General features: G+C 68.8%; 18 protein-coding genes. 14 read left to right on the forward strand and 4 right to left on the reverse strand.

All coding sequences use genetic code 11. The features are described from left to right. Window positions 1–13: 13 nt before the first annotated feature. The 4 genes from ACG83_RS45770 (at window position 14) to ACG83_RS08465 (ending at window position 4562) form a co-directional block, all read left to right on the forward strand. Window positions 14–673: a hypothetical protein gene (locus ACG83_RS45770; protein WP_054565630.1), complete on the forward strand. Its 660-nt coding sequence runs from the start codon at window positions 14–16 to the stop codon at window positions 671–673. 176 nt (window positions 674–849) lie between these two features. Then, window positions 850–1884, forward strand: coding sequence for a replication-relaxation family protein (locus tag ACG83_RS08455; protein ID WP_054566490.1), 1035 nt, complete (start codon window positions 850–852; stop codon window positions 1882–1884). A gap of 635 nt (window positions 1885–2519) precedes the next feature. Further along, window positions 2520–4349: a hypothetical protein gene (locus tag ACG83_RS08460; RefSeq protein WP_054565631.1), complete on the forward strand. Its 1830-nt coding sequence runs from the start codon at window positions 2520–2522 to the stop codon at window positions 4347–4349. A gap of 27 nt (window positions 4350–4376) precedes the next feature. Further along, entirely contained in the window at window positions 4377–4562 is a 186-nt protein-coding gene (locus tag ACG83_RS08465) for a hypothetical protein (RefSeq protein ID WP_054565632.1), read from the forward strand. A gap of 309 nt (window positions 4563–4871) precedes the next feature. On the opposite strand, the gene ACG83_RS47570 is transcribed toward ACG83_RS08465, so the two are convergent. Then, a complete protein-coding gene (locus ACG83_RS47570; protein WP_255354708.1) occupies window positions 4872–4994 on the reverse strand; it encodes a hypothetical protein in 123 nt (40 codons plus the stop codon). A 186-nt stretch (window positions 4995–5180) separates the two neighbouring features. Here ACG83_RS47570 and ACG83_RS08470 point away from each other — a divergent pair, with 186 nt between their 5' ends. From ACG83_RS08470 to ACG83_RS47720, 4 genes are all read left to right on the forward strand, one after another. Beyond that, window positions 5181–7964, forward strand: a complete 2784-nt coding sequence (locus ACG83_RS08470) for a hypothetical protein (protein ID WP_152991286.1) — start codon at window positions 5181–5183, stop codon at window positions 7962–7964. A 947-nt stretch (window positions 7965–8911) separates the two neighbouring features. Then, window positions 8912–10537 (forward strand): IS21 family transposase, encoded by a 1626-nt coding sequence (istA, locus tag ACG83_RS08475; protein ID WP_054566491.1) that lies wholly within the window; start codon window positions 8912–8914, stop codon window positions 10535–10537. Then, window positions 10534–11322 (forward strand): IS21-like element helper ATPase IstB, encoded by a 789-nt coding sequence (gene istB / locus ACG83_RS08480; protein WP_054565634.1) that lies wholly within the window; start codon window positions 10534–10536, stop codon window positions 11320–11322. Before istA ends, istB begins: the two co-directional genes overlap by 4 nt. A gap of 24 nt (window positions 11323–11346) precedes the next feature. Further along, window positions 11347–11661 carry an NUDIX hydrolase gene (locus tag ACG83_RS47720; RefSeq protein ID WP_054565635.1) on the forward strand — a complete coding sequence of 105 codons (315 nt, stop codon included), beginning with the start codon at window positions 11347–11349 and terminating at the stop codon, window positions 11659–11661. Between the two features lie 296 nt (window positions 11662–11957). Here the strand turns inward: ACG83_RS47720 and ACG83_RS08490 are convergent, their stop codons facing one another. After that, a complete protein-coding gene (locus ACG83_RS08490) occupies window positions 11958–12416 on the reverse strand; it encodes a hypothetical protein (protein ID WP_152991287.1) in 459 nt (152 codons plus the stop codon). Between the two features lie 605 nt (window positions 12417–13021). Here ACG83_RS08490 and ACG83_RS08495 point away from each other — a divergent pair. The 6 genes from ACG83_RS08495 to ACG83_RS08520 all read left to right on the forward strand — a co-directional run bounded on the left by ACG83_RS08495 (window position 13022) and on the right by ACG83_RS08520 (window position 19635). After that, complete coding sequence (locus tag ACG83_RS08495) at window positions 13022–14359, forward strand: aspartate aminotransferase family protein (protein ID WP_200931288.1); 1338 nt, start codon at window positions 13022–13024, stop codon at window positions 14357–14359. 17 nt (window positions 14360–14376) lie between these two features. Further along, window positions 14377–15120: a hypothetical protein gene (locus tag ACG83_RS08500; RefSeq protein WP_200931289.1), complete on the forward strand. Its 744-nt coding sequence runs from the start codon at window positions 14377–14379 to the stop codon at window positions 15118–15120. Beyond that, the gene (locus tag ACG83_RS44010; RefSeq protein ID WP_054565638.1) at window positions 15117–16355 is read left to right on the forward strand and encodes a hypothetical protein; all 1239 of its coding nucleotides are present in this window, start codon (window positions 15117–15119) and stop codon (window positions 16353–16355) included. The genes ACG83_RS08500 and ACG83_RS44010 overlap by 4 nt, the downstream gene beginning before the upstream one ends. 13 nt (window positions 16356–16368) lie before the next feature. After that, on the forward strand, window positions 16369–17256 hold the full coding sequence (locus tag ACG83_RS08510) for a TauD/TfdA family dioxygenase (protein WP_054565639.1): 888 nt from the start codon (window positions 16369–16371) through the stop codon (window positions 17254–17256). After that, window positions 17253–18623 carry a hypothetical protein gene (locus ACG83_RS08515; protein ID WP_054565640.1) on the forward strand — a complete coding sequence of 457 codons (1371 nt, stop codon included), beginning with the start codon at window positions 17253–17255 and terminating at the stop codon, window positions 18621–18623. The genes ACG83_RS08510 and ACG83_RS08515 overlap by 4 nt, the downstream gene beginning before the upstream one ends. Window positions 18624–18813: 190 nt before the next feature. Continuing rightward, window positions 18814–19635: a hypothetical protein gene (locus tag ACG83_RS08520; protein WP_152991288.1), complete on the forward strand. Its 822-nt coding sequence runs from the start codon at window positions 18814–18816 to the stop codon at window positions 19633–19635. 219 nt (window positions 19636–19854) lie between these two features. On the opposite strand, the gene ACG83_RS08525 is transcribed toward ACG83_RS08520, so the two are convergent. Then, window positions 19855–21315 carry a hypothetical protein gene (locus ACG83_RS08525; RefSeq protein WP_054565642.1) on the reverse strand — a complete coding sequence of 487 codons (1461 nt, stop codon included), beginning with the start codon at window positions 21313–21315 and terminating at the stop codon, window positions 19855–19857. A 465-nt stretch (window positions 21316–21780) separates the two neighbouring features. Next, window positions 21781–25854 (reverse strand): helix-turn-helix domain-containing protein, encoded by a 4074-nt coding sequence (locus ACG83_RS08530; protein ID WP_083473101.1) that lies wholly within the window; start codon window positions 25852–25854, stop codon window positions 21781–21783. Window positions 25855–25897 lie beyond the last annotated feature (43 nt).

The raw sequence follows: 25897 nt of genomic DNA on the forward strand, positions 1-25897 counted from the left end.
TCAGATAACCAGCGTGGTGACGCTGGCGTTGAACATCGCCGAGCCGGTGATCGCAGGGGACTACGGGAAGGCCGCGTTCGACGCGGTCGGCCCGGCGCTGCTTATCGGCTGGTCCGAGGTTGGCCCGGGGCTCTTGCGCGCGATGCGCCACCCCACCACCCTCCACCCCGTCGTACAGGACGCAGCGATCTCTCAGTCCGGGTCCCAGCCGGAAGAGCCCGAGGGGGTAAGGGTGTCCACCACCGTGTCGGCGCCATCCGGAGGCGAGATCCCCCAGGCCGAGGCGGCGGCGGTTCCGTCGCAGCGCGCTCCCGGCCGGCCGAGCACCGTGGTGCTCGACGGGTCGCTGTTGGAACGGGCGCGGCGTGAGGATGCCCGCTACTGGGAGGAGCACCGCCGGCCGATCTCCTCGGATGAGCTGCGCAAGCGGCTGAAGGTCGGCTCGAAGCGGGCTCGGGCTCTGGTCGCGCAACTACGCACCGAGGCCCATCGAGTGTTGGAAGAACACGCCCCCAACGCCGACCTGCCCGAGGTCGGTACGGCCGCGCTCGCGTCGGATGCCGACGACGGGGCCGCGGACAGGTTGCTGGCGGCGGTCGGGCCGGCTGACGACATGGTTGATCTCGGTCCGGTGGATCCGGCCGGGACGGGTGTGCTGGCCGCGGTCGGATGACGGCCCCTGCCCTGACGGGTGGGACGGGGGTGGACCTCGTGCGCGTGTGGGCGGCGTGTCCGGGCGCGGACACGCCAGCCCGCTCACCCCCCGACCGGTCCCGGCTGTCGGCCGGTTCTGCCTACCTGTCCGTCCACCGCCGCTCGCATGATCAGCTCTTTGGGGAGACCCTCGACGTGATCACGAATCCTCCGCAGCAGACCTACCTCGGCCGCCGCACCTACACACGACCCGCCGCCCGCGTCGTGTCCAGCAGTGAGCATCAGTTGTGGCTGGTCCGCCATCTCACCCCCCGGGACCGGTGGATCACGCGGATGATCCACGAGCATCGGGTGCTGACCACCCACCAGATCGTCGAACTGAGCTGGGTCACCCGCCGGTCAGCGAACCTGCGCCTGCTGGAGCTCTACCGCTGGCGGATCCTCGACCGGTTCCAGCCGCTGGCCGTCAGTGGCTTGTCGCCCATGCACTACGTCCTCGACGTCGCCGGCGCCGCCGTCCTCGCGCACGAGGACGGACTGGACCCGAAGAAGATCGGCTACCAGCATGACCGGGCCATGGGCATCGCCCACTCGTTGCACCTGGCGCATCGGGTCGCGGTCAACGGGATGTTCACCCGGCTGGTCCTCCACGCCCGCCAGCCCGAGGCCGCGGGCCGGCTGGCGGCCTGGTGGTCGGAGGAACGCTGCGCCCGCTCGTTCGGGGACATCGTGCGACCTGATGCGTATGGCAGGTGGGCACACGGCCGCGCCGAGGTCGAGTGGTTTCTCGAACTGGACTTCGGCACCGAAGCGCTCCGCCGTCTCACCTCCAAGATCGACGCCTACGACCGTCTCGCCAAGTCGACCCGCATCCACACGCCGGTCCTGATCTGGACCACCACCCTGCGCCGCGAAGCCCGCCTCCGCGAGGTCCTCACCGAGGCGCTGCGCAACCTTGATGACCCGGCGCGGGTACCGGTCGCAACGACGGCCGCGGACCTCGCCGAACCCGACCAACACCTGGACGCCACCCTGACCCGCTGGCTACCCCTCACCCGGCCCGCTACCGGTCGCCTCAGCCTGGGCCAGCTGGCCGACCTCTGGCCTCCCACCGCTAAGCCCTTGACGGACAACTCCATAGCCGACAGCGACCCCGGACGCCCGACACGGCTCCATCCGCCCCAGCCGATGCCACCTGCCGGTCCTGATCCCCAACTGCGCGCGGCCTGACCGCAACTAGCATGGCCTGAAGGGGCGCTGCCATCTGCGCACCGCGCCAGGTGGCAGCGCCTCTCGGCTCGAATGGGCATGGCTGCCGCAACTGGCAGGCCGGTCCGCCGGGTCTTCGGCCCGGATGTCTGATGCCGTCTGGGCGGGTGGGAGTATCTGGATGTGCGGTAGCGAGCCACGAGGATGGCGGTGATCGTTTACGCCGCCGGCGCGCTCGCCTGCCGCAGGACCTTGCGTACGGACTGCCGCCGTTACTATCTGAGGTGATAGCTGTTGTCTCCCTCGCTGGGGCCGAAGCCTCGGCGCTGCCGCGGAACACAAAGCCGCTGCCGTCGGGCGTCGGATCGATATCGGTGTCGCGCTCTGCAGCGCGAGCGTTCGTAGTGCCCCGATCGCAACCTGTTCGATGGGGGTGTCGTGCACGTGGCGTCGTGATCCCCGGAGCACCGTAGGCTCGGGTGCGTTCACACACGTCCGCAGGCAAGCGCCTTGCCTGGCTGAGGCAGCATCGCGAGTCCTCTCTCGTCGAGCGCCGGGACGCCGGTCTCGAAATGTGGGGGTTTTCCGTGGTGGACTCGGCGCCGCTCGATCGCCTGGTTCGGGCGGGCCTTCGACGGGGTGATGGACAGCAGGCGTTGGGGTCTCCACTGACAGCGGCCGCTGAGCAGTTCCAGGCACGTCGAAGCGGTCTGTTCGTCCCGGCCAGCTCCGCTCCGTGGCCCATCGATCTGATCCAGTCGTTCGCCACCGGGACCGAGCTCCTTGGGCAGCCGATGCCGCCCGACGACGTTGTTGTCCTGGTCAGACGGCGGTCGGTTGCGCAGACGCTGGCGTTCTGCGGCTATTGGTTGGCCGCCATCGAGGCGGCCGACGACGACGTGGCTATTGATCGGGAGTACGTCGAGAAGTACTTCGTGCAGTTCGACGACGCGGACATCGCGCCGCGTGCCAGGAGGCTCATCCGGCAAGGCAGTCGGATCTTGATTCCGCAGGCTCTTCTCCTGCTGGCGAAGCTGGCGCTGCTAATCAGCCCAGGCGAGCCACCGGCCGACCATCCCGATACCGACATGCCGCTCGTGGGGGCGCTGGTGGGCATGTCCGACTACCTGGACGGCAGAGGGAAGCACCGCTTGGCTGCCGCCGGCAGCCCGTGGGGATCGGTGCCGGCCGATCTGTCTCTGGAGCTGGTGGCCAACCAGTACTTCAACTCCGGCTACGACGACAAGTCACTGCTCGCACGGTTCCGGCGGATCTACCTGCAGCTCATGCCCGAGCTGGCAGCGCAGGAGCCGCAGCGGTACCTCGACTTCGACCGCGAGTTCCTCCAGACGACCGGACTGCCCCTGCGGAACGTCATCATCGTTGCCCTGACGGCGTGGGCATTTGCTACCAGGAGGCTGCCGTTGGTCGGGCTGAACGCCTTCGAGGGTCTGCTGCTCCCGGCGGACGAGATCAAGGCGGTCCTGGACCTGCTCTCGACCGATCGCGCCGCCGCAGTCGCGAAAGTCACCAAGGACGAGAACGAGTTCGGCTTCGCCTGGACGTTCTCGGTCTTCAGCCGGCACCCCCTGTTCCGGCTCGGCGACGACACCTACATCGTGGTGTCGCCGCGGCTGCTGGCCGACCGGGTGCTCGGGGGCCTGATCTACTGGGACGTCGCAGGCTGGGACGGCACCCACCTGAACACCCAACGCGGGAACAAGCTGCGCAACCTCGTCGCCGACGCGGTCGAGGCCTACGTCGGGGAGGTGCTGCGCGCGATCGCCCCGTCAGCCGGCGGGCAGCCGCGGGTCTACTCGGAGCAGGACCTGCTGAAGGCGTTCAGCATCAGCAAGAAGGGCGGCCAGAAGGTCTGCGATTTCGTCGTCGACTATGGCGACGCCTTCGTGCTGGTCGAGGTGAACTCCCACCGGCTCACCCGCGCGAGCGCCGTCGGAGGATCGACTACGGCCGTTGATCACGACCTCGAGATGTTGATCTTCAAGCGGAAGGCCAAGCAGTTCGAGGCCACGATCAAGGCGTTGCGGGAGGGCGAGTCGAGGCTGACCGGACGCCCGGCCCCGGCGAGCCGCCGCTACCACCCGGTGCTGGTCACCGACGACCAGTTCCCGAACTCCCCGGTCACGCACAGCCGGATCCAGGAACGCCTGGCCACCGAAGGTTTTCTGCAAGGAGCCGGCATCACCCAGCTGGAGGTGCTGTCGCTCGAGGACGTCGACCTTCTGGAAGGGATCGCCGAGAGCGGCGGTCCGACAATGGCCGACATACTTGCGCGCAAGGCACAGGGAAACCTGCGCAGCATGGACCTGGCCAGCTTCGTGCGGCGGGAGGCACAGATCGCGGTCCGTTACTCCGATCGGGTGTCGCGGCAGTCCTCGGAACTGCTTGCCGAGACGCTCGGTGCCGTCAGGCTGCCCGAGGATCGTCTCCTTGACGGCGAACCCGAAGCGCCGAATACTATATAGGGTGGTGTTGCCGCTACCATCCGCTAGATGGGTGATGATCGCACAGATCCGGCTGCCCCGCTGCACGTACCAAAGCCGCCCGACCCGGCACGCGAAGAACAGGTCCTCACCGACTGTCGGAGCTGCTTCAGGTTCGCGGTCGCCTACCGCGAACGGGTCATGAACGCCCTGCGCCAGGCCACCCGCTGCGACCAGGCCTCCAAGGCGATCTGATCGCCTCGCATCCGCAGTGTGAGGCCACTGCGCGAGACCCACTAGATCGCCAACGCGCTGAGGTGGTCGCCTCCGTGCCCCCGTCGCGCGCCCCGGCCGGACCGCCCGCGCCACCCAGGAGCGCTCAGGCGCGGGCACGGCGATCCTGCGAGGAGATGTCGGCTGTTTCCGGTCCCTTCGCCTTGAGTCGATCCTCGGCGTGCGGGTAGACGCCGCCGCGACGCAGAGGTTGCCGCGCTGGCCCGCAGCAATGTCCGCGAAGCTATCGGTCCTGGATTTCTCGCCCGGGCGCACCAATGTCTGAGGCCGTCACTGGCTGAGGAGGAGATCGAGCAGGGCGCGGGTGGCGCCGGCGATCAGGCCGGTAACGGCGGCTCGGGCGAGGGCGTGGAGGTCGCGGTGACTTGGCGGGGTGGGGCGGGAGGTCGTCATGGGATGGCTCCTTGCTGTTCCGCGTCGAGCGCGGCTATCTCCAGTCGACCGGCCGGCTGGTGTGATCGTCGTGGTGGCAGAGACGGACCGGAGATGCGGTGCAGAATGGCACTAGGCGCGGGGTTTCCGATGTTCCGGTGACCGGAGCAACACCGGAATCGCTGAGTACCGGGCGGGGGCAACGGGGTGGCAGACGACGAGCCTGTGGGGCCGGTCCGTGACATGTGCGTCCTGCTCAAACGAATCATGCATTCGGGTCATCGCAGCGTCGAGTCGGTGCGCGAGGCTTGTGGATACGGCAGCGACTCGCAGGTTTACGAGATTCTCGCCGGGGGGCAGCGGCTGAAGTCGCCGCCGCCGGAACGACGGGTGCTGGCCTGGATCGCCTGTTGTGCCCGTGGAGATGAGACGCTGTCGGGTCCGTGGGAGCAGGAGTATCGGGAGCTGCTCGCCGAGTACCGACGGCAGAAGGACCGAAGACGGGTCGCCGGCCCTGGCCGGGCTTCCCTTCTGGCGTCGGACGGTGCGGGCGGTGTGGATGGTGACGGCCCGCCGTTGGGTTGGCGGCGGGTGGCGGACACGGACCCGTATCGGCTGGGTGTGCACCGTCCGATCCGGGCGGGCGGGTTGTCGGACCTGGATTTGCCGGCGTACGTGCAGCGTGACGTAGATCAGAGTGCGGACGGCGTGCGTGCCAGGCTCGCTGCTGCCGCTGCTGCTGGATCGAGCGGCTTCGTGCTGTTGGTTGGGGACTCGTCAGTTGGCAAGACCCGTACCGCCTATGAGGCGGTTCGTGCCGAGCTGGCCGACTGGTGGCTGGTACATCCGGCTGACGCGGTGGGGGCCGCGGCGCTGGCTGGCCTGCGGCCAGCCAGGCTGGTCGTATGGCTGGACGAAATTCAGAAGTACCTGGAGCAGGGCGACCGGCTGACTGCCGCGATGCTGGGTGAGTTGCTGGACGGGCCGGGGCCTGTCGTAGTGGTCGCGACGATCTGGCCGGATCGGCTCGCGCGTTACCTTCGGCGCCCTGAGCGGAACAGCGACCAGGACCCCTGCCGCGAGAAGCGCGAGCTGTTGGAGCTGGCCTACCAGGTCCAGATCGCCCCCGATCTCAGCCGCGCCGAATACGCCCGTGCCGACCATGCTGCCCAGACTGATCCCCAACTGCGCGCGGCGCTTGCCACGACGGGCTACGGGCTGACCCAGACCCTGGCCGCCGCTCCGCAGCTGGTCGCCCGCTGGGAACAGGCCAAGAGCATGGACGGCCCCAGCCGTGGGCCCTACCGCTGGGCGTTGCTGACCGCCGCATTGGACGCTGCTCGCCTCGGTGCCCGTGCACCCCTGACCGTCGACCTGTTGCACGCCGCCGCGGCCGGCTACTGCACGGCCCGAGAACAGGCGCGTGCCCCTGACGACTGGTTCGAAGACGCTCTCGCCTACGCCACCGACAACACTACGATGCACGGTGCTGCCGCGGTCCTAGACCCGGTCGGCCCTGGCGGCATGGGGGAGATCAGCGGTTACGCACCCGCCGACTACCTTGTCCAGTACGCCACCCGCACCCGCCGCGCCGAGCGGCTCCCGGCCAGTCTCTGGATTGCGCTGCGCGAGCACCTCACCGACTCCGCAGACATCAGCCGTATTGCCAGCGCCGCATACAACCGGCGCATCTATGCCGTCGCTGTCCCCCTCTTCAAGGCCCGCGTCGACGCCGGCGACAGTATGGCCGCGTACTGGCTGGCCGGGCTGCTTGCCGATGCCAGCGACATTAAAGGCCTGCGGGTTCTCGCCGCTCGTGGAAGCCCGGAGGCCGCGTACAGCCTGGCCAGCCTGCTTACGGAAGCCGGGGACCGCGAGGGAGCGATCGACGTACTAAGCATCCGTGCCGACGCCGGCGACAACCAGGCCGCACACCGCCTGGCCGGAGTGCTGGCCGACGCGGGCGACCAAGAGGGCCTGCGTGCTCGCGCTGATGCCGGCGACCGGATGGCCGCCGGCCGGCTGGCCGACCTGCTGGCCGATGCCGGCGACGTCGAAGGTCTGCGCATCCGTGCCGACGCCCACGAGTCGCGAGCCACCGATCATCTGGCCAGCCTGCTGGCCCAAGCTGGGGACATTGAAGGCCTACGCGCTCGCGCCGCCGCCGCCGACGAGCCAGCCTCCGATCAACTGGCACGATTGCTGACCGAAGCTGGGGATCGCGAGGGAGCGATTGCCGTCCTACGCAAGGTCGCCGGCACCGACACTGGCCTTCGCACCTGGTCGGCCGCGAGCCAGCTGGCCCAGTTGTTGGCCGATGCTGGTGATGTGGAGGGCCTGCGGGCTCGTGCTGACGCCGGCGACCCGATGGCCGCCGACAAGCTGGCCGACCTGCTGGCCGATGCTGGCGACATCGAAGATCTGCGCATCCGATTTGAGGCTGGCGGCTGGCAGGTCGCTAACCACTTGGCCAGGTTGCTGGTCGATGCCGGGGACCGTCAGGGAGCGATCGACGTTCTCCATGTTGTCGCTGATGAGGGCGACGATCTCGCCGCTGACCGGGCAGCAGCGCTGCTAGTGGAGGCTGGTGACATAGAGCGCCTGCGTGCTCGCGCTGATGCTGGTGACCCGATGGCCGCCGGCCGGCTGGCCGATTTGCTGGCCGATGCCGGCGACGTGGAGGGCCTCGTCGCTCGCGCCGATGCCGGTGACGAGCAGGCCGCTGAAGTACTGGCGAAGTTGCTGGCTGGTGCCGGTGATGTGGAGGGCCTGCGCGGTCGCGCTGACTCCGGCGACCAGACGGCCGCCTACTGGCTGGCCGACCTGCTGGCCGACGTCGGCGACGTTGATGGTCTGCGAGTCCTTGCTGACGCCGGCGACGGACCTACCACCGACCGACTCGCCAGACTCCTCGCGGAGGCTGGCGATGAACGGCTTCTCCGTTTCGGATTCAACCCGGACGGTACCGTAGCGAACAGCAGAACCTGGTGAACCGGCCTAAAGGCCCCGGCGGACAGCACTGGTCATGGCGCCTCAGTCGACCACGTAGTGGTGAAGCAACGATGGGCTGGTCGTAGTACTGGCGGTCGGATGGTAGAGCAGCCAGCCGACGGTGTGCTCGTCAGGTAGGTCGACGTTGGTACCCCTCATCCCAGTCGCGCGTGGCCCGGGTGTGTGGACCGGGAGCAAAGTCCGGACCGGTGCCCTCGTCGCTGTCCGGGATGCCGCAGGGATGTACCGGAGATTGGCGGAGCTCGACCATGGTCCTTTGCCCCGGACGTCGATGGCTCACTGAGTAACCTCACCGGCCGGCAATTGGATGCTGGAGAGCGAACCGAAGTGGTGGCCGTTGCCTGCGAAGCCGGTGACCTGCCTGCCAGTTGGCTGGAACGGATCCGAGCGGGCTCGGTAGCAGCCTGGCACGGGCACCGACGACCTTCCCGACGTCCCTACGGATGCCGGAGAACCAGCAGGCCCGAAAGGCGTGGACGAGGCCAAGATGCACTCGTTACACCGCAGCCGCGGTGTGGGGGACCGCGAATGGTGTCTTCCCGGTCCGTCGTCTATCGTGTGTCCGGCCCGGCGTATGGAGTTGGCCCAAGCCGCACGCAACTGCGTCAGCGGAGTTCCGCCGAAGGCGCACAATGGGCGAGTGCAAACAGATGGGTCGATGACCCTTGAGATCGTCGACGGCGACGACAGGTCAACTGTCGAACGTCTGATTGGCTTTGAGAGATTCGAGTGGCTCCACCTTCCGGCGAGAGTTGGCCCCACTGGAAGGGTCGGTCGGGCTGGTTCGGTGAGTTGTGGCCCCACCTGGAGCGATGACGGTGGGTGACGGCCAGTAGGCCGGGTGTGGGCCGTCTTGCCGAGTTCGGCGCGGCGGGTCCGGGACGGCCCGATGATCGGCGTGCACGGCGGTGGAGAAGGGCCGGTCGGTGGCGCCGAAGTCAAAGGTCGAGTTGTTCGCGGCGATCCGTCGGGACTCGCGGGTCGAGGGCCTGTCGGTGCGTGCGTTGGCGGCCAAGTACGGGGTGCATCGGCGGGTGGTGCGGGAGGCGTTGTCGGGAGCGTGGCCGGCGCCGCGGAAGAAGATGGCGCCTCGGGGTTCGCGGTTGGATCCGTTCAAGGCGACGATCGACGAGATCCTGCGGGCGGATCTGGATGCCCCGGTGAAGCAGCGGCATACGATTCGGCGGATCTTCGATCGGTTGGTCGCGGAGTGCGAGATGGAGGGCGTCTCCTATTCGACGGTCGGTGACTACGTCACGAAACGGCGCAGAGAGGTCCGCGTCGAGGCGGGACGGGGGCCTGCCGAAGTGTTTGTCCCGCAGCGCCACGCTCCCGGGATGGACGCGGAGGTCGATTTCGGCGACGTCTGGATCGTGCTTCGTGGGGTATCGACGAAGTGTTTCCTGTTCGTGTTCCGGATGTCGTACTCGGGGAAGGCGGTGCACCGGGTTTTCGCGACCTGCGGTCAGGAGGCGTTCTTCGAGGGGCATGTCCACGCGCTGCGCACGTTGGGCGGGGTTCCGCGGGGCAAAGTGCGTTATGACAACCTGACGGCGGCGGTGTCGCGGGTGACGTTCGGGCGGACCCGAACCGAGACGGATCGGTGGGTTGCGTTCCGGTCGCATTACGGGCTGGACGCGTTCTACTGCCTTCCCGGCCGTGAGGGCGCGCATGAGAAGGGCGGGGTCGAGGGCGAGGTCGGCCGGTTCCGCCGCAACCGGATGGTCCCGGTTCCCGAGGTCGACTCCCTCGACGAGCTCAACGCGATGATCGACGGGTGGGATGTCGAGGACGACGGCCGGCGGATCGGAGCGCGGGCGCGCACGGTCGGGGAGTACTTCGCCGTCGAGGCGCCGCTTCTGGCCCCGCTGTCAGACGACGAGTTCGCGACGGCGCGGCTGTTCACCCCGCGGGTCGACCGCTACGCGCTGGTGACGGTCCGGATGAACCGCTACTCGGTGCCGGTCCGCCTCATCGGCCGGCAGGTGAGGGTCCTTCTTTCAGCGTCCGAGCTGGAGATCTACGACGGCCGGGCCTTGGTGGCTCGTCATCCCCGGCTGATCGCCAAGGGGCAGAACAGCCTCGATCTTGATCATTACCTGGAGGCGCTGGTGCGCAAGCCCGGCGCACTGCCGGGGGCCTCTGCACTTGAGCAGGCCCGCGCGGCAGGCCGGTTCACTCCGGTCCATGACGCCTGGTGGAAGGCCGCCCGCGCCGCCCACGGCGACGCGGCCGGCACCCGCGCCCTGGTCGAGGTGCTCCTGCTGCACCGGACGATGGCCCACGAGCATGTCGTCGCTGGGATCGCCTCAGCGCTGACCGCCGGCGCGCTGACCGCGGACGCGGTCGCCGTCGAGGCCCGCCGGGCGGCCCAAGCCGACACCGACGCCGAGCTGGCCGCGCCGCCGGTCGACAGGACAGCACCGCAGGTGACCTCGCTGACCGCGAAGCGCCTCGCCACCCTGCCCGTCGACAGCCGGCCGCTGCCGTCGGTCGCCGCCTACGACCAGCTGCTTCGTCATCCACGCACCCGCCAGGGAGGCACGTCATGACCGTCCAGCGCACCCGCGGCTTGACCGACCAGGCCGCCGACGCCGCCGTCGACACCGCCTGCCGGGTCCTGCGCCTGCCCACGGTGCGCACCGTGTTCCCCGCCACCGCGGACGCCGCCGAACGTGAGCACCTGTCCTACCGCGGCTTCCTCGCGGAACTACTCATGGCCGAGTGCGACGACCGCGACCGGCGCCGTTCCGAACGGCGCGCCAAGGCCGCCGGTTTTCCCCGCCAGAAGCTGCTCAAGGACTTCGATTTCACCGCGAACCCCGCGATCGAACCCGCCGTCATCCACACGCTGGCGAAGTGCGACTGGATCCGCAAAGGCCTGCCGCTATGCCTCATCGGCGACTCCGGCACCGGCAAGTCCCACCTGCTCATCGGTCTCGGCACCGAAGCCGCCCTCGCCGGTTTCCGTGTCCGCTACACGCTGGCCGCGAAACTCGTCAACGAGCTCGTCGAGGCCGCCGACGACAAACAGCTCAACCGCACCATTGCCCGCTACGGCCGCGTTGACCTGCTCTGCATCGACGAACTCGGATACATGGAACTCGACCGGCGCGGCGCCGAGCTGCTCTTCCAGGTCCTGACCGAACGCGAGGAGAAGAACAGCGTCGCGATCGCCTCCAACGAGTCGTTCTCCGGCTGGACGAAGACCTTCACCGATCCGCGGCTCTGCGCCGCGATCGTTGACCGCCTCACCTTCGGCGGAAACATCATCGAGACCGGGACCGCCTCCTACCGCTGGGCCACCACCCGCGGCGGCAAGCAGACCACCGGCTGAACGCCGTCAGGAGATAATGACCGCGTGGTCGGTCGGGATCTCGAACACCTCGCCGCGGATGATGACGGGAACATCCTGCTCGCGTTCCACCCGGCCGGAGACGATATCGGCGTCCGCGACGCACCGCTGACCGTCTCGCTGGTCGCACTCTGGCACGACGGCCGCCTGCTGCTCGTGTTCAACCGACAGCGCGCCTGCTGGGAACTGCCGGGCGGGATGATCGACCTAGGCGAAACACCACGCCAGGCAGCCATTCGCGAGCTGCACGAGGAAGCTGGCTGCCAGGTCGATGATCTGACCTTCGCTGGCTACGCGCGGTTCGCGCTTGGCCCCGAGTAACGCGCCGAATACGCCGCGATCTACGCCGCGCACGCGACCCCGAACAAACGCCTTCGCCCCCGAACGACGAGATCACCGCGATCACGCTCGCCCGAGCCGCATTGCCCTAGCAACCTGGGCTTCCGCACACCGATCAGAATCACTCTGGCTGCCTGATCTCGTTGCCAACCGGGCAGCGGCAGACAGCGGCGAACACGCACCGTCACGGCCAGGTGGGGCCAAAACTCGTTCCCCAACCAGCCCCGGAAGATCGACAAGTGGGGCCAGGAGCCGCTGGAAGATGGGGCCAGAATTCGCTACCGGAGCCACTCGCCGGGACCCTGATCAAGCCAGGGGCGGACGGCGTCCAAGAGGTCAGAGCCGGTGAGCAGATCGGTCCCATCCGGGTGGGGACTGGAGAGGTCGCTGCGGGTCGTGTCAAGGACCGATTTGACGACTGCGTCCGGGTGCCAGGGTAACTGGACACCGCGCTGGCCTGGCGAGACGGAGTCCATACCGATGCTGGCGCGGTCGAGGGGCTTGGAAAGGCCGCATAGCCTGGTGAGGGCTTCAGCGAGGAGATCGGGCATGACGCCGCGGGGCTGCTCGCCGGAGACCCACCGGCTGATCCGGGAGCTGTCGGGCGCGGCGTTCACCGGAGGGCGGCGCTGTCGGGCGAGGCGGCATACCTCGTCGGCGACCTGCTGGTAGCTGCGGCCCGACTTACCGATCCAGTGCGCGAGAGCGTGATTGCGTTGCCGGTGGGTACCCGTCACCCGCGCCTCCGACGGGGTCGATTGCATGGTGGGAGCAGGAGACGTCTGTCGACGTGTACGGGTCTAGCCAGACGTCCGGCCACCGACCGGCGGTGCCGGCGACCAGACACCACAAGGATCCCGCACAGCACCCCACCACACATTCCACGGAATGAGAAGATTTCGTTCCACCCACGGCAGGCCCATGACCTGCGACAAGAGCTTGTGGCACGGCGAATTGTTCGTGTTCGCGAGCGGGAATGGTCGCCCATTCTCCGAGTTCGCCACTGACACGGACGGTTGGACGCGCGGAGTCCCGATCTGCCGGTGTCGGTGGTGCCGACCGCTCGCCAGCTCGTCGTGAGCTGATTAGCCGACTGTCAAGACCGTCCCGACGCGGTGGGCTCGGATGCGACGAATCGACGATGGGTCGCCATACGCGCGGTCGGTCGGCCCGATTCGCAGCGGACTCCGCAGTGACAGCTCGCCAGGCGCAGCGTCGGACGCAAGACGTGTCCGCAGGCAACCCGCAGTGGCGGAAGGACTCGGAAGGCAGCGGCCTGGCGGGTTCTGCTCGTTCTGGGCCCGAGAAACGGGATCGAGTCAGGCCGAGGAAGGCGATTTCCGTGGACGCGATCAGTGACATGGTGCCGGAGCATGCTCGGGAGCTGCTCAGGTGGGATCGCGAGCATCTGTGGCATCCGTGGAGCCCGGTCGACGCCCGGTGGCCGCTGATGGTGAGCGGCGAGGGATGCTTCGTCACCGATGCCAGCGGGCACCGGTATCTGGACGCGCGTGCCTGCACGCTGAACGCCGCGCTCGGTTACGGCCACGCGGCCATCATCGACGCCGTCACGGCGCAGATGACCCAGCTGATGACCTACGACCTGTCCTACGGGGCGACCAGTCCCGCGATCACGCTCGCCCGACGGCTGGCGGCCATGATGCCAGGCCCGCTCACCCGGACGTTCTTCACCGGGTCAGGGGCGGAGGCCACGGAGGCCGCGATCCGGATCGCCCGCGTGTACCACCAGCTCACCGGCGAGCCCGAGCGGCGGGTGGTGCTCACCCTGCACGACGGCTACCACGGGGCGACGCTCGCGGCGCTGGCCGCGACCGGCTCGGAGTTCCGCCGCGCGGGCGCGGGCCCGCTGCCAGAAGGATTCGCGACGATCCGGACGCCCCGCTGCTACATGTGCGCTGGCGGAGTCCCGCACGAGCAGTGCGACGTGCCGGGTCCCGACGATGTGACTGACATGATCGCCCGGATTGGCGCTGACCGGGTCGCGGCGGTGATGATCGAGCCAGTCCTTGGCGTGGGTGGGATCATCCCGCTGCCCGACGGCTATCTGGCCGGGGCGCGGCGGACGTGTGACGAGCACGGTGTGCTGCTGATCGTCGACGAGGTGATGACCGGTCTCGGCCGGACCGGCCGGATGTTCGGTTTCCAGCACGATGACGGGGTCGTCCCGGACATTGTGACGACTGGGAAGCACCTGACCGGCGGGCACTTCCCGCTTGCTGCGGTCACCACTACGCAGGCGGTCTACGAGGCGTTCGCCGGCGACCCACTGCTGGGCGGGCTACGGCACGGGCACACCACCTCGGGCCACGCCACCGGCTGTGCTGCGGCGCTGGCATGCCTGGATGTGATCGACCGTGACGGCCTCGTCGGGCGCGCCCGCCAGCGCGGGACCGTTCTTCTCAGTGAGTTGGAGCGGTTACGGCGGCATCCCGCCGTCCGGGATGTCCGAGGCCGGGGGCTGCTGGCCGGGGTGGAGCTGGCCAGCGACGCACTCGCAGGGCAGGTGGCCGAGCAGTGCATGCGCCGGGGCGTGCTGGTCCGGCCGATGGGCGCGGTGCTGCAAATCGCGCCGCCGCTGATCATCACCGAGGAGCAGGTCCGTAGGATCGCCGCCGTCATCGGCCAAGCCTGCGCACACGTTGTGGCTGGCGTCCGGTGACCTCCCAGAGATCGACCGTGGTCCTGCCTTGCGCAGGGGCTGGGACCCGCCTCGGCCTGCCGTTCGGCAAGGAGCTCCTGCCGCTCGGACCTGGGTCCACGCCGCTGGACGAGACCCTCGCCCTGCTGTTGCCTCACGCCACAGCGCTGCGCTTGGTCATGGTCCTCGGGCCCGGAAGGGAGGCCACCGCCCGGCACGTCATCGCCAGGACCGCAGCCGCGGGCCTGCCGGTCGCGTTCACCACCCAACGCCCGGAATTAGCGGAGTGCACGGGCGCAGTGCTCTCCGCGCAGCCTTGGTTCGCCGAGCGGAACATCGTCCTGCTACCCGACCAGGTTCTGCGGTTCCCGGTTGCGGATCTGATCGGCCGCGCCCTGGATGCCCTGGACGACGCGCCCTTCTGCTTCCTGGCCGCTCGTGAGAACGACCCTGCCAGGATCAGCCGCGACGGCGCGCTTCTCACTACCGGCGGCGCACCCGCGCGGCTCGCGGACTACGCCGAGCACCCTCCCCTGGCCGACGCGGGCCGGTTCAACGCCACGTGGTTCGGCTTCGCCTTCCGCCATGACGCAAGCGAGGCCCTGTCCCTCGTGCACCGGGCCGTCACCGGCGGCCCCGTCACCACGGCCGATGTGGCGGCCAGCCCGCTCGCCGGATGTCCCGTCATCGAGACCGGTCCCTACCTGGACCTCGGCACTTGGCCGGCCGTGCGCGCCCGCTGGACCGACCACACAGAAAAGGAACAGGAGGCCCTGCTGTGAGGATCACGGTGCTCTGCGGCCCGTACCCGGTGGACGAGCACCTGGGCGGTACCGGGCTGCGCATGTGGGAGCTAGCCCAGGCCCTGGCCGGAGACGGCGCGGAGGTCACCCTCGTCGTCCCCCGGCCGTCCACCTTCGCCTGGACAGGTATCACGATCACCGAGTTCACCGAAGACGCCTGGCCGGAGCTGATCGCCTCCGCCGATGCGATGATCACCACGGACCTGCCCGACACGCGGCTACTGCTGCACGCCTATCACTGCGGCGTGCTGACCATCGTGGAGAACGCCCCGCCCATCGAGCACCTCCACTACGCCGAGCTGCGCGCCGCCGCGGATCCGCAGGCCCTCTACGACGAGCTCGCCGACCGTTACCGCCTCCAGCTCCTCGTCGCCGACCACCTGCTCGTCCGCTCCGCGCCTGAGCGGGCCTCGACCCTCGGCGCGCTGGTGGCCACCGGTCGGCTGGGCTGGCTCCACCACCAGCAGTCACCGGCCATGAGGCACCTGATCACCCTGCTGCCCGTCGGCTACAGCCGCAACGCCGACCGGCACGCCGCTGCCGCGAACCCCGGTGACCCGGTCGACCTGGTATGGAACGGCGGGATTTGGGACTACTGCGAGCCGTCCCCGCTGTGGCCCGCGCTCGCCATGCTCCGCGACGCTGGGCAGCCGCTGGCGCTGCGGCTGCTGTACCCGCCGCCCCCGCACGCTCGGGACGCCATCACCACCGCGATCCGCCAGCACGGCCTCGACGGCCTCGTGGAGATCCCCGGCGACCCGGTTCCCCATCACCTGCGCGACGGGCTGCTGCTCTCCGCGCGGGCGATCGTGTGCACCGGGAAGGACGGAGCCGAGACCCAGACCTGCCACCGGCTCCGGCTGCGCGATGCGTTCCTGCACCGGCTCCCCGTCGTTATCGACCACTACGGCGCCTCCGCCGACCTCGTCGCACAGCACCACATCGGCACCGTCGCCGACCCCCGCGACACCCCCGCCCTCGCAGCCGCGCTGACGACCACCGCCCGCGGCGGCACGGCCCGGGACGGATTCCTCGCCGCGTTGGAGAGCATGCGCGACCAGTTCACCTTCGAGGCCAGCATGGGCGGCCTTCGCGACTTCCTGTCTGCCGGGCGGCACGCACCCGATATCGGCACTCGCCGGCACAAGGAAGCCCTCGCTGATCTACTCGCCCGCCGGCCGCTCCTGGCCGAAGCCCCGACCCACCTCGTCTGAAAGGACCACGCCCGTGACCCCTGCGGCTGCCATCACCAGCCTGAGCATGCTCACCTGCACGGTCCCCGCCTTCCCCACCCAGCACGCCCGGCCAATCCCCGTCGGCGACTGGGAGCACATCCCCGCCACGACGAACGGCGAGGTGGCCGCCCGTCTAACCGCGCACGGCTACGCGGTGCTTGAAGGCAGCGGCGTTCCCGGCCCCGGCCCGGCCACCTGCCTCGCCCAGGTGCTCGGCCTCGGCCCCGCATACATACCGCCGCAGTACCAGGGCCACGCCTACATGGACGACGGAGGCGTCACCCGGATCACCGCAGACGCCACCACCGCCGGGCACCCGGCCTTTGGGCAGACCACCAGCCAGCCTTTACACACCGACGGGACTCTGCAACGTATCGGCGAGATCAAGACGACCCTGATGCTGTGCGCCCGGCCCGCAGCTTCTGGCGGCGCCTCCCAGTTGTTCAACGCCGCCGGCGCGTTCGCAGCTCTCCTCAACGCCGACCCCGCCGCGGCTGCGGCCCTGACCGCGTTGGAAGTCCTCGTCCGGACTTCCAACCTCCCCGACAGCCACGGCCAGACCTCGATCGGCCCGGCGTTCGCCATCGCCGACGGCCGGATCCTCTCTCGGTACTCCGTCACCAGCACCGACCACTACGACCCGGCCGCCGTTGCCAGCCCCGCAGCACTTGACCGAGCTCTTGAGTTCCTCCGCGGCACCGCCCAGCCCGGCACCAGCTACTACACCGAGGTCACCCTCACCGCTGGGCAGGTGCTCCTGCTGGCGAACGACACCATCAGCCACGGCCGCGCCCCCTATCAGGACAGCCCGGCCGAGCCCCGGACGCTGTACCGCGCCCTGTTCACCACCAGCTGCGCCGCGATGAAGCAGGAAGCATGACCACTCACGCGACCACAGCGGCCGACGGACCGGTTGCGGGCGTAGACGCCCCCATCGGCATCGAGGAGGCGCTCAGTCTCATCGTCGCGCACGAGCAGCAGGCGGCCCGCGGCCTCAACATGATCCCTTCGGAGAACATGCTGCCTCCGTTGGCCAGGTTCCCGCTGCTCAGCGACCTGTACAGCCGGTATTTCTTCAACGATGCGCAGGACCCCGGAGACTGGCGGTTCCCCGCGGCCCGAGACGCTGCCGATTTGGAGACCAGGCTCACCATCCCGCTACTCCAGCAGCTCGCCCGCGCCAGCCACGTGAACGTCCGTCCCCTGTCCGGGCTCAGCGCCATGACCCTTGTCCTGGCCGCCCTCGGCGGCCCGCCCGGATCCCCTGTCGCTCTGCTTGACCCCGGTCTGGGTGGCCACTACGCCACTGCGACCCTCGCCGCGCGGCTCGGCCTGCGCCCAGCCCTGGTCACCGGCCCCAGCCCGCACGTCGCCGACTTGGATCAGGTCGGCGACCTCCTGCGGCGACACCGCCCGCCGCTGCTCTACCTCGACCAGTCCCACGGGCTCGCCCCGTTCGACCTCGCCGCCATCGTGAACGTCGCACGGCAGGCGTCGCCGGAGACCAGAGTCCACGCGGACGTGTCGCACTGGATGGGCCTCACCCTCGGCGGCGCGCTTCCAAACCCCCTGGATGCCGGAGCCGATAGCTTCGGCGGATCCACCCACAAGACCCTCCCCGGCCCGCAGAAGGGCATCATCGCCACCCGGGACGACGAGGTCGCCCGCCTGCTCCGCGTGGCCCAGCCGCACGTCATCTCCAGCCACCACTACGGCGCCACCTGCGCCCTCGGCTTGGCCCTCGCGCTGTTCGCCGAACGCTGCCCCGGCTACCCCCGCTCGATCATCGCCAACGCCCGTGCCCTGGGCGCGTGCCTGGCGGACCATGGCCTTCCCCCGGAAGGCGCCACGTTCGGCTACAGCAAAGGGCACCAGCTCTGGCTGCGGACCGCCCCGCATGGCATCCCAGCCGCCGATGCCGCCGGGCGACTGCACGACGCTGGAATCCTGGTCAACTTCCTCAACGACCTGCCCGGAATTCCCGAACCCGCCCTGCGGATCGGGGTCAACGAGCTGACCTGGCTCGGCCTCCAGCCCGACGACATCCCCGAAATCGCCAGCATCATGACCCGCGCGATCATCGGCACCGAGCCATCCCGCGAGCTGGCTGCGCACACGGCCAGCCTCCGCCACAGGCTTCCCAGAAGCCCCATTTCGGAGCCCCTGCGAGACCTCGCCTTCACCCTCCTTCAGACCGTCTTCGGTGGCCTCCTCGCCACGTCCAAGATTGCCGTGCTACGGACCTGAGCCCGCTCATGCTCGGCCCCGACGAGCTGATTCTCCAACAGGCAAGACGCCAAAGTCCGCGACGGCAAGCGAACTGGCCGATCACCAACTACCGCTACCGATCCAGCGGAGGTCAGACACTTCCCGGATGAGAGGATCATCCGCACGAACCGGCGTATGACCGCCGGTATAGATCTTTTAGGGGTGGGTTGTGTCAGACGGGGGCGTGGCGGTGCTGGGGCTAGAGGACGACGAGCGGATTCTCCTGAACCTGCTTCCTCCCGACGGGGCCACGATCGGTAACCGGGCGCTGCAGGTCAAGCTGGGCTGGGATACTGATCGTTACTATCGAGTCCGCGACGCTCTGGTCGATGCTGGTCATGCGGTGCGGGGCCGGGGTCGGGGTGGGTCGGTGCGCCGTTTCGTCGAGCCGGTCACGGCTCCCGAACCGGTGAACGCTCCCGTGGCCGCGCCGGTGCCCAACGTGGAGGCGGAGCTGCGTACCGAGCTCAGCCTGTACGAGCCGATGCGCCGTGTGATCGCGGGGGACTGGGCGAAGGACCATCGGTCGGACCTCCTCGCTGTGGAGATCACCGCGATGCAGGGCCGGCGTGCGACAGGCGGCACCTGGTCCCGTCCCGACATTGTCAGCGTCGAAGTGCGCACCTTCAGCTATGTGCCCGGGAAGTACCTCGAGGTCGTGACCTTCGAGGTGAAGCCAGTGACCGCGATCAACGTGCAGGCGGTGTACGAAGCACTGGCGCATCGCCGCGCGGCGACACACTCCTACGTTCTGCTTCACGTCCCACCCGCTGAGGCGGTCGGGCTGGAGGAGAACATCGCCGCGATCACCGATGTCGCCCGTTCCCACGGAGTCGGTGTCGTGCTCATTGGGGACCCCGACGACTACCAGACCTGGGAGGAACGCGAAGAAGCGCAGCGTGTCGAACCCGACCCCGAACGGCTGGATGCCTTCCTCGCCACACAGCTCGGCGACCACACCCGCGGTCGCCTCGCTCGAGCACTCCGATGACTCAGCATCTCCCGCACCGCTAACACGATCAACTGCGGGCGGGAATCGGAACCCGACGAACTCTGACACCAGCGCCGGTCCCGTTATCACCGAATGTGGACCAGGCCGTTATCTAGACAGTCCCAGAAATGGCTATACCGCGGTTGGCGGCGCGCCCCAGCGAGCGGTGGCTGGCGGGCGAAACCAGCCAGCCACCGCTCGATTCACGGTGCTGGGAGATCAGTTGCAGGTCGCGGCGTCTCCTCGAGGGACGCTGCTCATCCAGTTCGTCGGGACAACGGCGAGGCCGTTCTGTGGATACCGGGCGAAGAGGCAGGATGACAGTGTTGGGTTGTCGACGGCGTGCAAGGCCCCGGCCGCGTACAGGTACTGGCCGGGGGAGCCGACGGCGCGCAGCATCGTGTTCTCAGGTACCTGGGATGGTGCGTGGATCGGGTTGGCGACGTAGCCGACGGGGAGCTGGGTGTAGGTGCGAAGCCCTTCGCTGTCATAGGCGACCGCGTCGTCGTAGCTGAGCGGGAGCGCTGCCCCGCGGATGGAGATGTACTGGGCGAGCGAGCCGGTCTCGGTGAAGCGCGTGTGGTCGGGCAGGCTGCACGCGGCCTGAGGTCCGGTGGGCAGCGTGTCGGCCCAGCTCGCCGGCACCACGGCTACGCCGGGAAGGTTGAAGGCGAACACCAGGCAGGACGAGGTGGCCGGGTCACCGATTGGCTGCCGGACCCCGTTCACGAGGAGAAACTGGCCAGGTCGACCGACCGGACGCAGGACGACGTTGTTCGGTACCTGGGATGGTGCGTGGATCGGGTTGGCGACGTAGCCGACGGGGAGCTGGGTGTAGGTGCGCAGCCCTTCGCTGTCATAGGCGACCGCGTCGTCGTAGCTGAGCGGGAGCGCTGCCCCGCGGATGGAGATGTACTGGGCGAGCGAGCCGGTCTCGGTGAAGCGCGTGTGGTCGGGCAGGCTGCATGCGGCCTGAGGTCCGGTGGGCAGCGTGTCGGCCCAGCTCGCCGGTACCACCGCTACGCCGGGAAGGTTGAAGGCGAACACCAGGCAGGACGAGGTGGCCGGGTCACCGATTGGCTGCCGGACTCCGTTCACGAGGAGAAACTGGTCAGGTCGACCAACCGGACGGATAACGGTGGTGTTGGGCAGGGTTGCCGGAGGAAGGGGGCCGTTGTAGACACCGGTGGACCGGTTTCCTTCGGCGTCGAACGCGACCGCGTCGTTGTAGTTGATCGGCAGCGCGGCTCCGCGCATCGATAGGTACTGCTGGCCCGATCCGTTCCGGGTGAAGCGCGTGTTCTCTGGGGGAAGAGCGCTGCTCTGGACCGTCCCGAAGCGCCAGGCTCGCCAGTACCAGCCGGCGGGTGCGCCCGGTGCGGCGGTGGCGCGCCAGTCGGGTACTTCGGTGACGAGTCCGGCCCAGTCGGAGCGCCAGGTGCCGTTCACGTAGCCGGGCGCGTTCGACTGGACGATCGAGTAGAGGCCGCCGCCTTTGTTGGCGACGACTACGACGGTGTGGGCGAAGGACCAGTCGTTGTCTCCTCCGTTCGTGCGCTGCAGGACGTCGCCTTTCGCCGCCTCCGCGAGCGGAATCTCGACCGCTCCGGAGTTGGTGTATCCACTGTTGACACCACCAGCACCGAAGGTTCCGCCGGCGGCGGCAACCCACCGCTGCACCGATTTTATGCATTCACCGGGCTGGTTCCATCCGGTCGCCCTCCGGGTGCCGATCTCGTTCCTGCCGGCCTCCGCGACGCGGGCATTGTCGAATGCGCCGACGGCGCTGGCTGGCCGGGCTGTCGAAACCGCCACGAATATTGCCAGGGTTAGGGCGAGCAGAACGGTGCTGGCGACAGTCGTAACCGCGATTCGCTGGGGCGACCGCGGAGCACTGGACAAACATCTGGATTGGTGCGGTGCGCGCACCGTCCCGTCGGCATACGGTGAACCGATCGCGTTCAACTTCATCTCCCGAGGCTGGTGAGCCCCTGCGGCTGCGTGGGGCATCGCCAGCCAAACGTGAACGGACCTCTGCGGACAGCGACGGAGCGATGTCCGTGCAAGTCCGTACAACCGGCAAGCCGCTGACCAGCGCCTTGCGGCGGGGCGTATCCTGCGGCCGCCCGAGGCCTATGGTCTCGCTCAGGTGCAGGGGGCGCGGTAGGGAACGCCCGGGACGTTGCGTTCCCATTCCTCGCGTGTGATGGGGTCGCCGGAGACCGAACACACGTAGTCGATAACGCGTTCGGGATCGGTTTGCCAGAGTCGGATCACCGGATCGAGGCCGCCGGCCGCGAGAAGCTGACCGTCTGGACTGAATGCGACGGTGAGGACATCCTCGCTGGAGGCGTTCAGCGTCGCGAGTTCCTCGTGGCTGCTTGTCATTCCCCACAGTTTGATGGTGCTGTCCGTGTTGGCCGCCGCGAGTGTGCCGCCGTCGGGGCTGAACGCAATCCAGAACGGGTGACCACTCGAGGTGGTGAGTGGATCAGCCGCGGGGGTCGGCCGCTGGGGATTGGTGATGTCCCAGAGGCGCACGGTCTTGTCATCCGCGCCGGCAGCGAGAAGGTTTCCGTCCGGGCTGAACGCGACGGTGAATATGGATCCGTTCGGCTCGGTCAGCGGGGCGCCGACCGCGACTGGACGGTTCGGTCTGCTGACGTCCCACAGGCGGACTGTCGCGTCGACGCTGCCGGTCGCGAGCAGGGCGCTGTCCGGGCTGAACGCGACCTGGTAGATCAGCTGGGTGTGTCCGGTGAGGGTCGCGACCAGGCGGCTGCGGTGGGGACTGGTCACGTCCCAGAGCCGAACCGTCTTGTCGTCTCCCGCGACGGCGAGTGTTCGTCCGTCGGGGCTGAAGGCCACGGACTCGACGACCGCGGTGGAGCCCAGCAGCGGCGACCCGAGGAGCACCGGTTTACGCGGGTCGGTGATATCCCAGAGGTGGACCGGTCCTTGAAGGCTGCCGGCCGCGACGATGCGGCCGTTCGGACTGACTGCTGCCGCACCGCTGTAGGTGGTGTCCTTCTGGGCGCTGGTGATCGGCGGATTGATGGCGGAGAAGTGCCCGGAATCCGTCGCCTCGAAGAGGCGGATGGCACCGTCCGCGCCGCTGGTGGCAAGAAACCGCTGGTCCGGGGCGAACGCGACGGTGAAGACGCGGCCGGTTGGGCCGGCGAGGGTGGGAGCGGGGCGGGGCCACAGTCGGGTCGTACCGTCCGCTGCGCCCGTCACCGGCGAGCGGCCGTCACGGGCGAACGCGACAGCGGTGACCGGCTGGGGATGCGGCAGGGTCGCGGTGACCGCGCGGCTGTCGAGGTCCCACATACGTGCGTTGCCGTCCGATCCGCCGGCGAGCAGCGCGCGTCCATCCGGCGCGAACACGATGGCGTTCACGAAACTGGCGGCATCGGTCAGCGGCGCACCTGCGGCCACGGGTCGGTGGACATCGGTGATGTTCCAAAGCCAGACCCCGCTGTCAGCGCTGCCGGCGGCGAGCGTGTCACCGGAGGGACTGAACGCGACGGAGAGGACGCTGCGTGGGGGGCCGGTTATCGGCGTGCCCAGTTGGACTGGTCGCTGTGGATCGGAGACGTCGTAGAGCCACAGGGCTTTGTCTTCGCCGCCGGCCACGAGAGTGCGCCCATCCGGGGAGAAGCCGACGCTGTGCACGTCCTGTGTCGGTCCGGGCAGCCGGCTTCCGATCGGTACAGGCGGGCGGCCCGCGGGAATGCCCCAGAGGCGCACCGTCCCCGCCGCTCCACCCGAAGCCAGCATGCGACCGTCCGGGCTGAAGGAGAGGGAGTACACGGTGCTGTCGAGGGTGAGAGAGCCGCCGGGTACGGGACGGTCCGGGTCGGTCACGTCCCAGAGGTGGACGGACCGGTCCGCGCCACCGGACACGAGCACGCGTCCGTCAGGGCTGAACGCGAGAGCGAATACCGAGCCGGTGGCAGGCGGCAGGTGGGCCTCCAGCCGGGCGTGTCCTTGCGGATCAAGCTTCCAGAGGTGGATGTTCCCGTCGGTATAGCCGGCCGCGATCTGGGTGCCGTCGCGGCTGGTCGCGAGCGCCTGCCCGCCTGTGGCACCGGAACCGAGCAGGCGCGTGGCTGCCGGTATCGCCGAGGCGTCGAGCAGTCCGCCTCGTGCTTCGGCGGTCGGGGCGATCCGGTAGGCGGCAGCGTTGAGCTGCATCGCTAGGGATATGTCGCTTTCCCTGACCTGCTCGGCCCGGATGGCCACCTGGCGGGATAGGGCGAGGTCCCGCTGGTCGTGGGCCTGAGAACGCTGGTGGAACGCGTATCCCGACGACGCGCCCACGAGAAGGAGAAGGACGACGAGCGCGGCGATGGTCTGGTGTAGCCGGCGGGTCCGTCGCAGGCGCGCGGCCTCCTGCGCCAGCGCCGCTTCGACGCTCGCGTCGAGGAAGTCCGCCTCGAGCGGGCTCAGGTCGGCACGATGGGCCGGTTCGTCGGCCCATTCACGGGTCGTCGCCATGCGCGTACCCCTGTGAAGAAGGTCGGCGTCCCGCGCGGAATCAGCCCATTCACGCGCGGCGCGTGTGAGCTGACGATGAAGGAGCAGACCCGAACGATCAGCGTCGAGCCACGCCCCCAGGCGGGGCCAGGCCGTCAGCAGCGCCTCATGGGTGATCTCGACGGTCTCGGCGTCGACCGTGAGAAGCCGGTGATCGACGAACCGGTCGAGGATCTCTGTCAGTTCCCGGCTGTCCTCCTCCGGAAGACCGTCGACGATCTCCGCCCGTCGCAGTCGCCGGCGTGTGTGTGAGGCGCCCTCGTCGAGGTGTACGAGGCGGAGGAGGAGACGACGGACGACGGCCTGCTGCGCCGGAGAGAAGCCATTGAAAAGGTCTTCGGCGGTCCGCGCGACAGCTCCCTGGATGCCGCCGACCTGCTGGTAGTCGGCCACGGTCAGCGCACGGCGGGACCCACGTCGCCAGGTGGCGAGCAGAGCATGTGACAGCAGCGGCAACGCGCCCGCAGCGTGCGCCGCCGCGTCATCGTCCCACGAGGACGGGGCAACCTCCCGCAGGAGAAGCTCGACCAGCCCAGGCTCCGGATCGACGCCGAAGCACCGGGCCGGTTCCACGATCGCCCCACGCAACTCTGGTTCACCCATCGCCGGAATGATGATCGCGGACTCGGCCAGGGCTGCCGCCAGCGTCGGGAAGCGCAGCGCCTGATCGACGAAATCCGCCCGCATCGCCAGAATGACCAGCGGCGCGTACGGAACTCCGAGATCCACTTGCCTGGCCGCGATCTCATGAAGCAGCCTCACGAAGGCCTGCCGTTCCTCCGGATAGGGGCAGGCACGAAACAGCTGCTCGAACTGGTCCACGACCAGTATCAGCCGAGGCTGTCCCGCACTGGACGGGACCGGGCTGGCCTCCCGGTCCCGTCCGACAGGCCCGGCGTCAGTGCTGTCCGCAGCGCTTCCCAGCGCAACAGCCCCATCAGCCCGCCCGCGTGGATCGGCACCGCGCACGGCAGCGGACCATCCACCGATGGCCTCCGAAAGTCCACGGCGGAGCTCTCCGCAGGGATCGGGACCCGGCGTCAGGAATACATGCGGCCATAACGCCCCGTCCTCACCACGCTCCACCCCCAGGAGACTGGGTAGCAGGCCCGCGCGGAGAAAGGACGACTTCCCCGAGCCCGACGGCCCGAGAATGACGTACGGTCCGCTCGTCGATGAGGAGGTCATCCGCTGTGCGACGGACCGGACCAGCTGCTCCCGGCCGAAGAACAGTGCAGCATCATCCGAGGTGTATGTGGCGAGCCCCCGGTAGGGATCCGGACCGCCGACAGCAATCTTCCCCGGGCTCTTGCGGGCTCGCCGCAGCGCGAGCATCCATCGAGCCAGCTCGTCCGGATCCGACACTCCACAGGCTCGCAGCAGATTGGGAAGCGACTCAGCCGGCTCCATCGCGGGGAGATGACGGCCGCTGAAGTATCCGGCAACTGTCGTGTGCGGAACGCCCACTCTCTTCGCCAAATTGCGGATCGTGAGACCAGCCCGTTCTCGGAGCAGGCTCAGTTGCCGGGCGAAATCTTCCTTCGTCTTGATCGCGTCTGGATCAGGCGCGACATCGTCCAGAGACGTCTTTGTTTCAACCTCGGTCATTCTCGATTTCCCCCCGTACCGCGTGCGCCAGCGCGGCAAATCGCACCCAGCCGCACCAAGTCCATCGATCATAGCCGTACGGTGCTAGCTTGAACGCAAAGAGTGACGGCTTGGC

Origin of the sequence: Frankia sp. R43, from assembly GCF_001306465.1 — a bacterium.
GTDB lineage: Bacteria > Actinomycetota > Actinomycetes > Frankiales > Frankiaceae > Parafrankia > Parafrankia irregularis.

Bases quoted from the DNA above. Each gene is read 5' to 3' on its own strand.
- ACG83_RS08465 (WP_054565632.1), top strand. From the start codon at position 4,377: ATGGGTGATGATCGCACAGATCCGGCTGCCCCGCTGCACGTACCAAAG.
- ACG83_RS08515 (WP_054565640.1), top strand. From the start codon at position 17,253: ATGACCACTCACGCGACCACAGCGGCCGACGGACCGGTTGCGGGCGTA.
- istB (WP_054565634.1), top strand. From the start codon at position 10,534: ATGACCGTCCAGCGCACCCGCGGCTTGACCGACCAGGCCGCCGACGCC.
- ACG83_RS08530 (WP_083473101.1), bottom strand. From the start codon at position 25,854: ATGATCGATGGACTTGGTGCGGCTGGGTGCGATTTGCCGCGCTGGCGC.
- ACG83_RS47570 (WP_255354708.1), bottom strand. From the start codon at position 4,994: ATGACGACCTCCCGCCCCACCCCGCCAAGTCACCGCGACCTCCACGCC.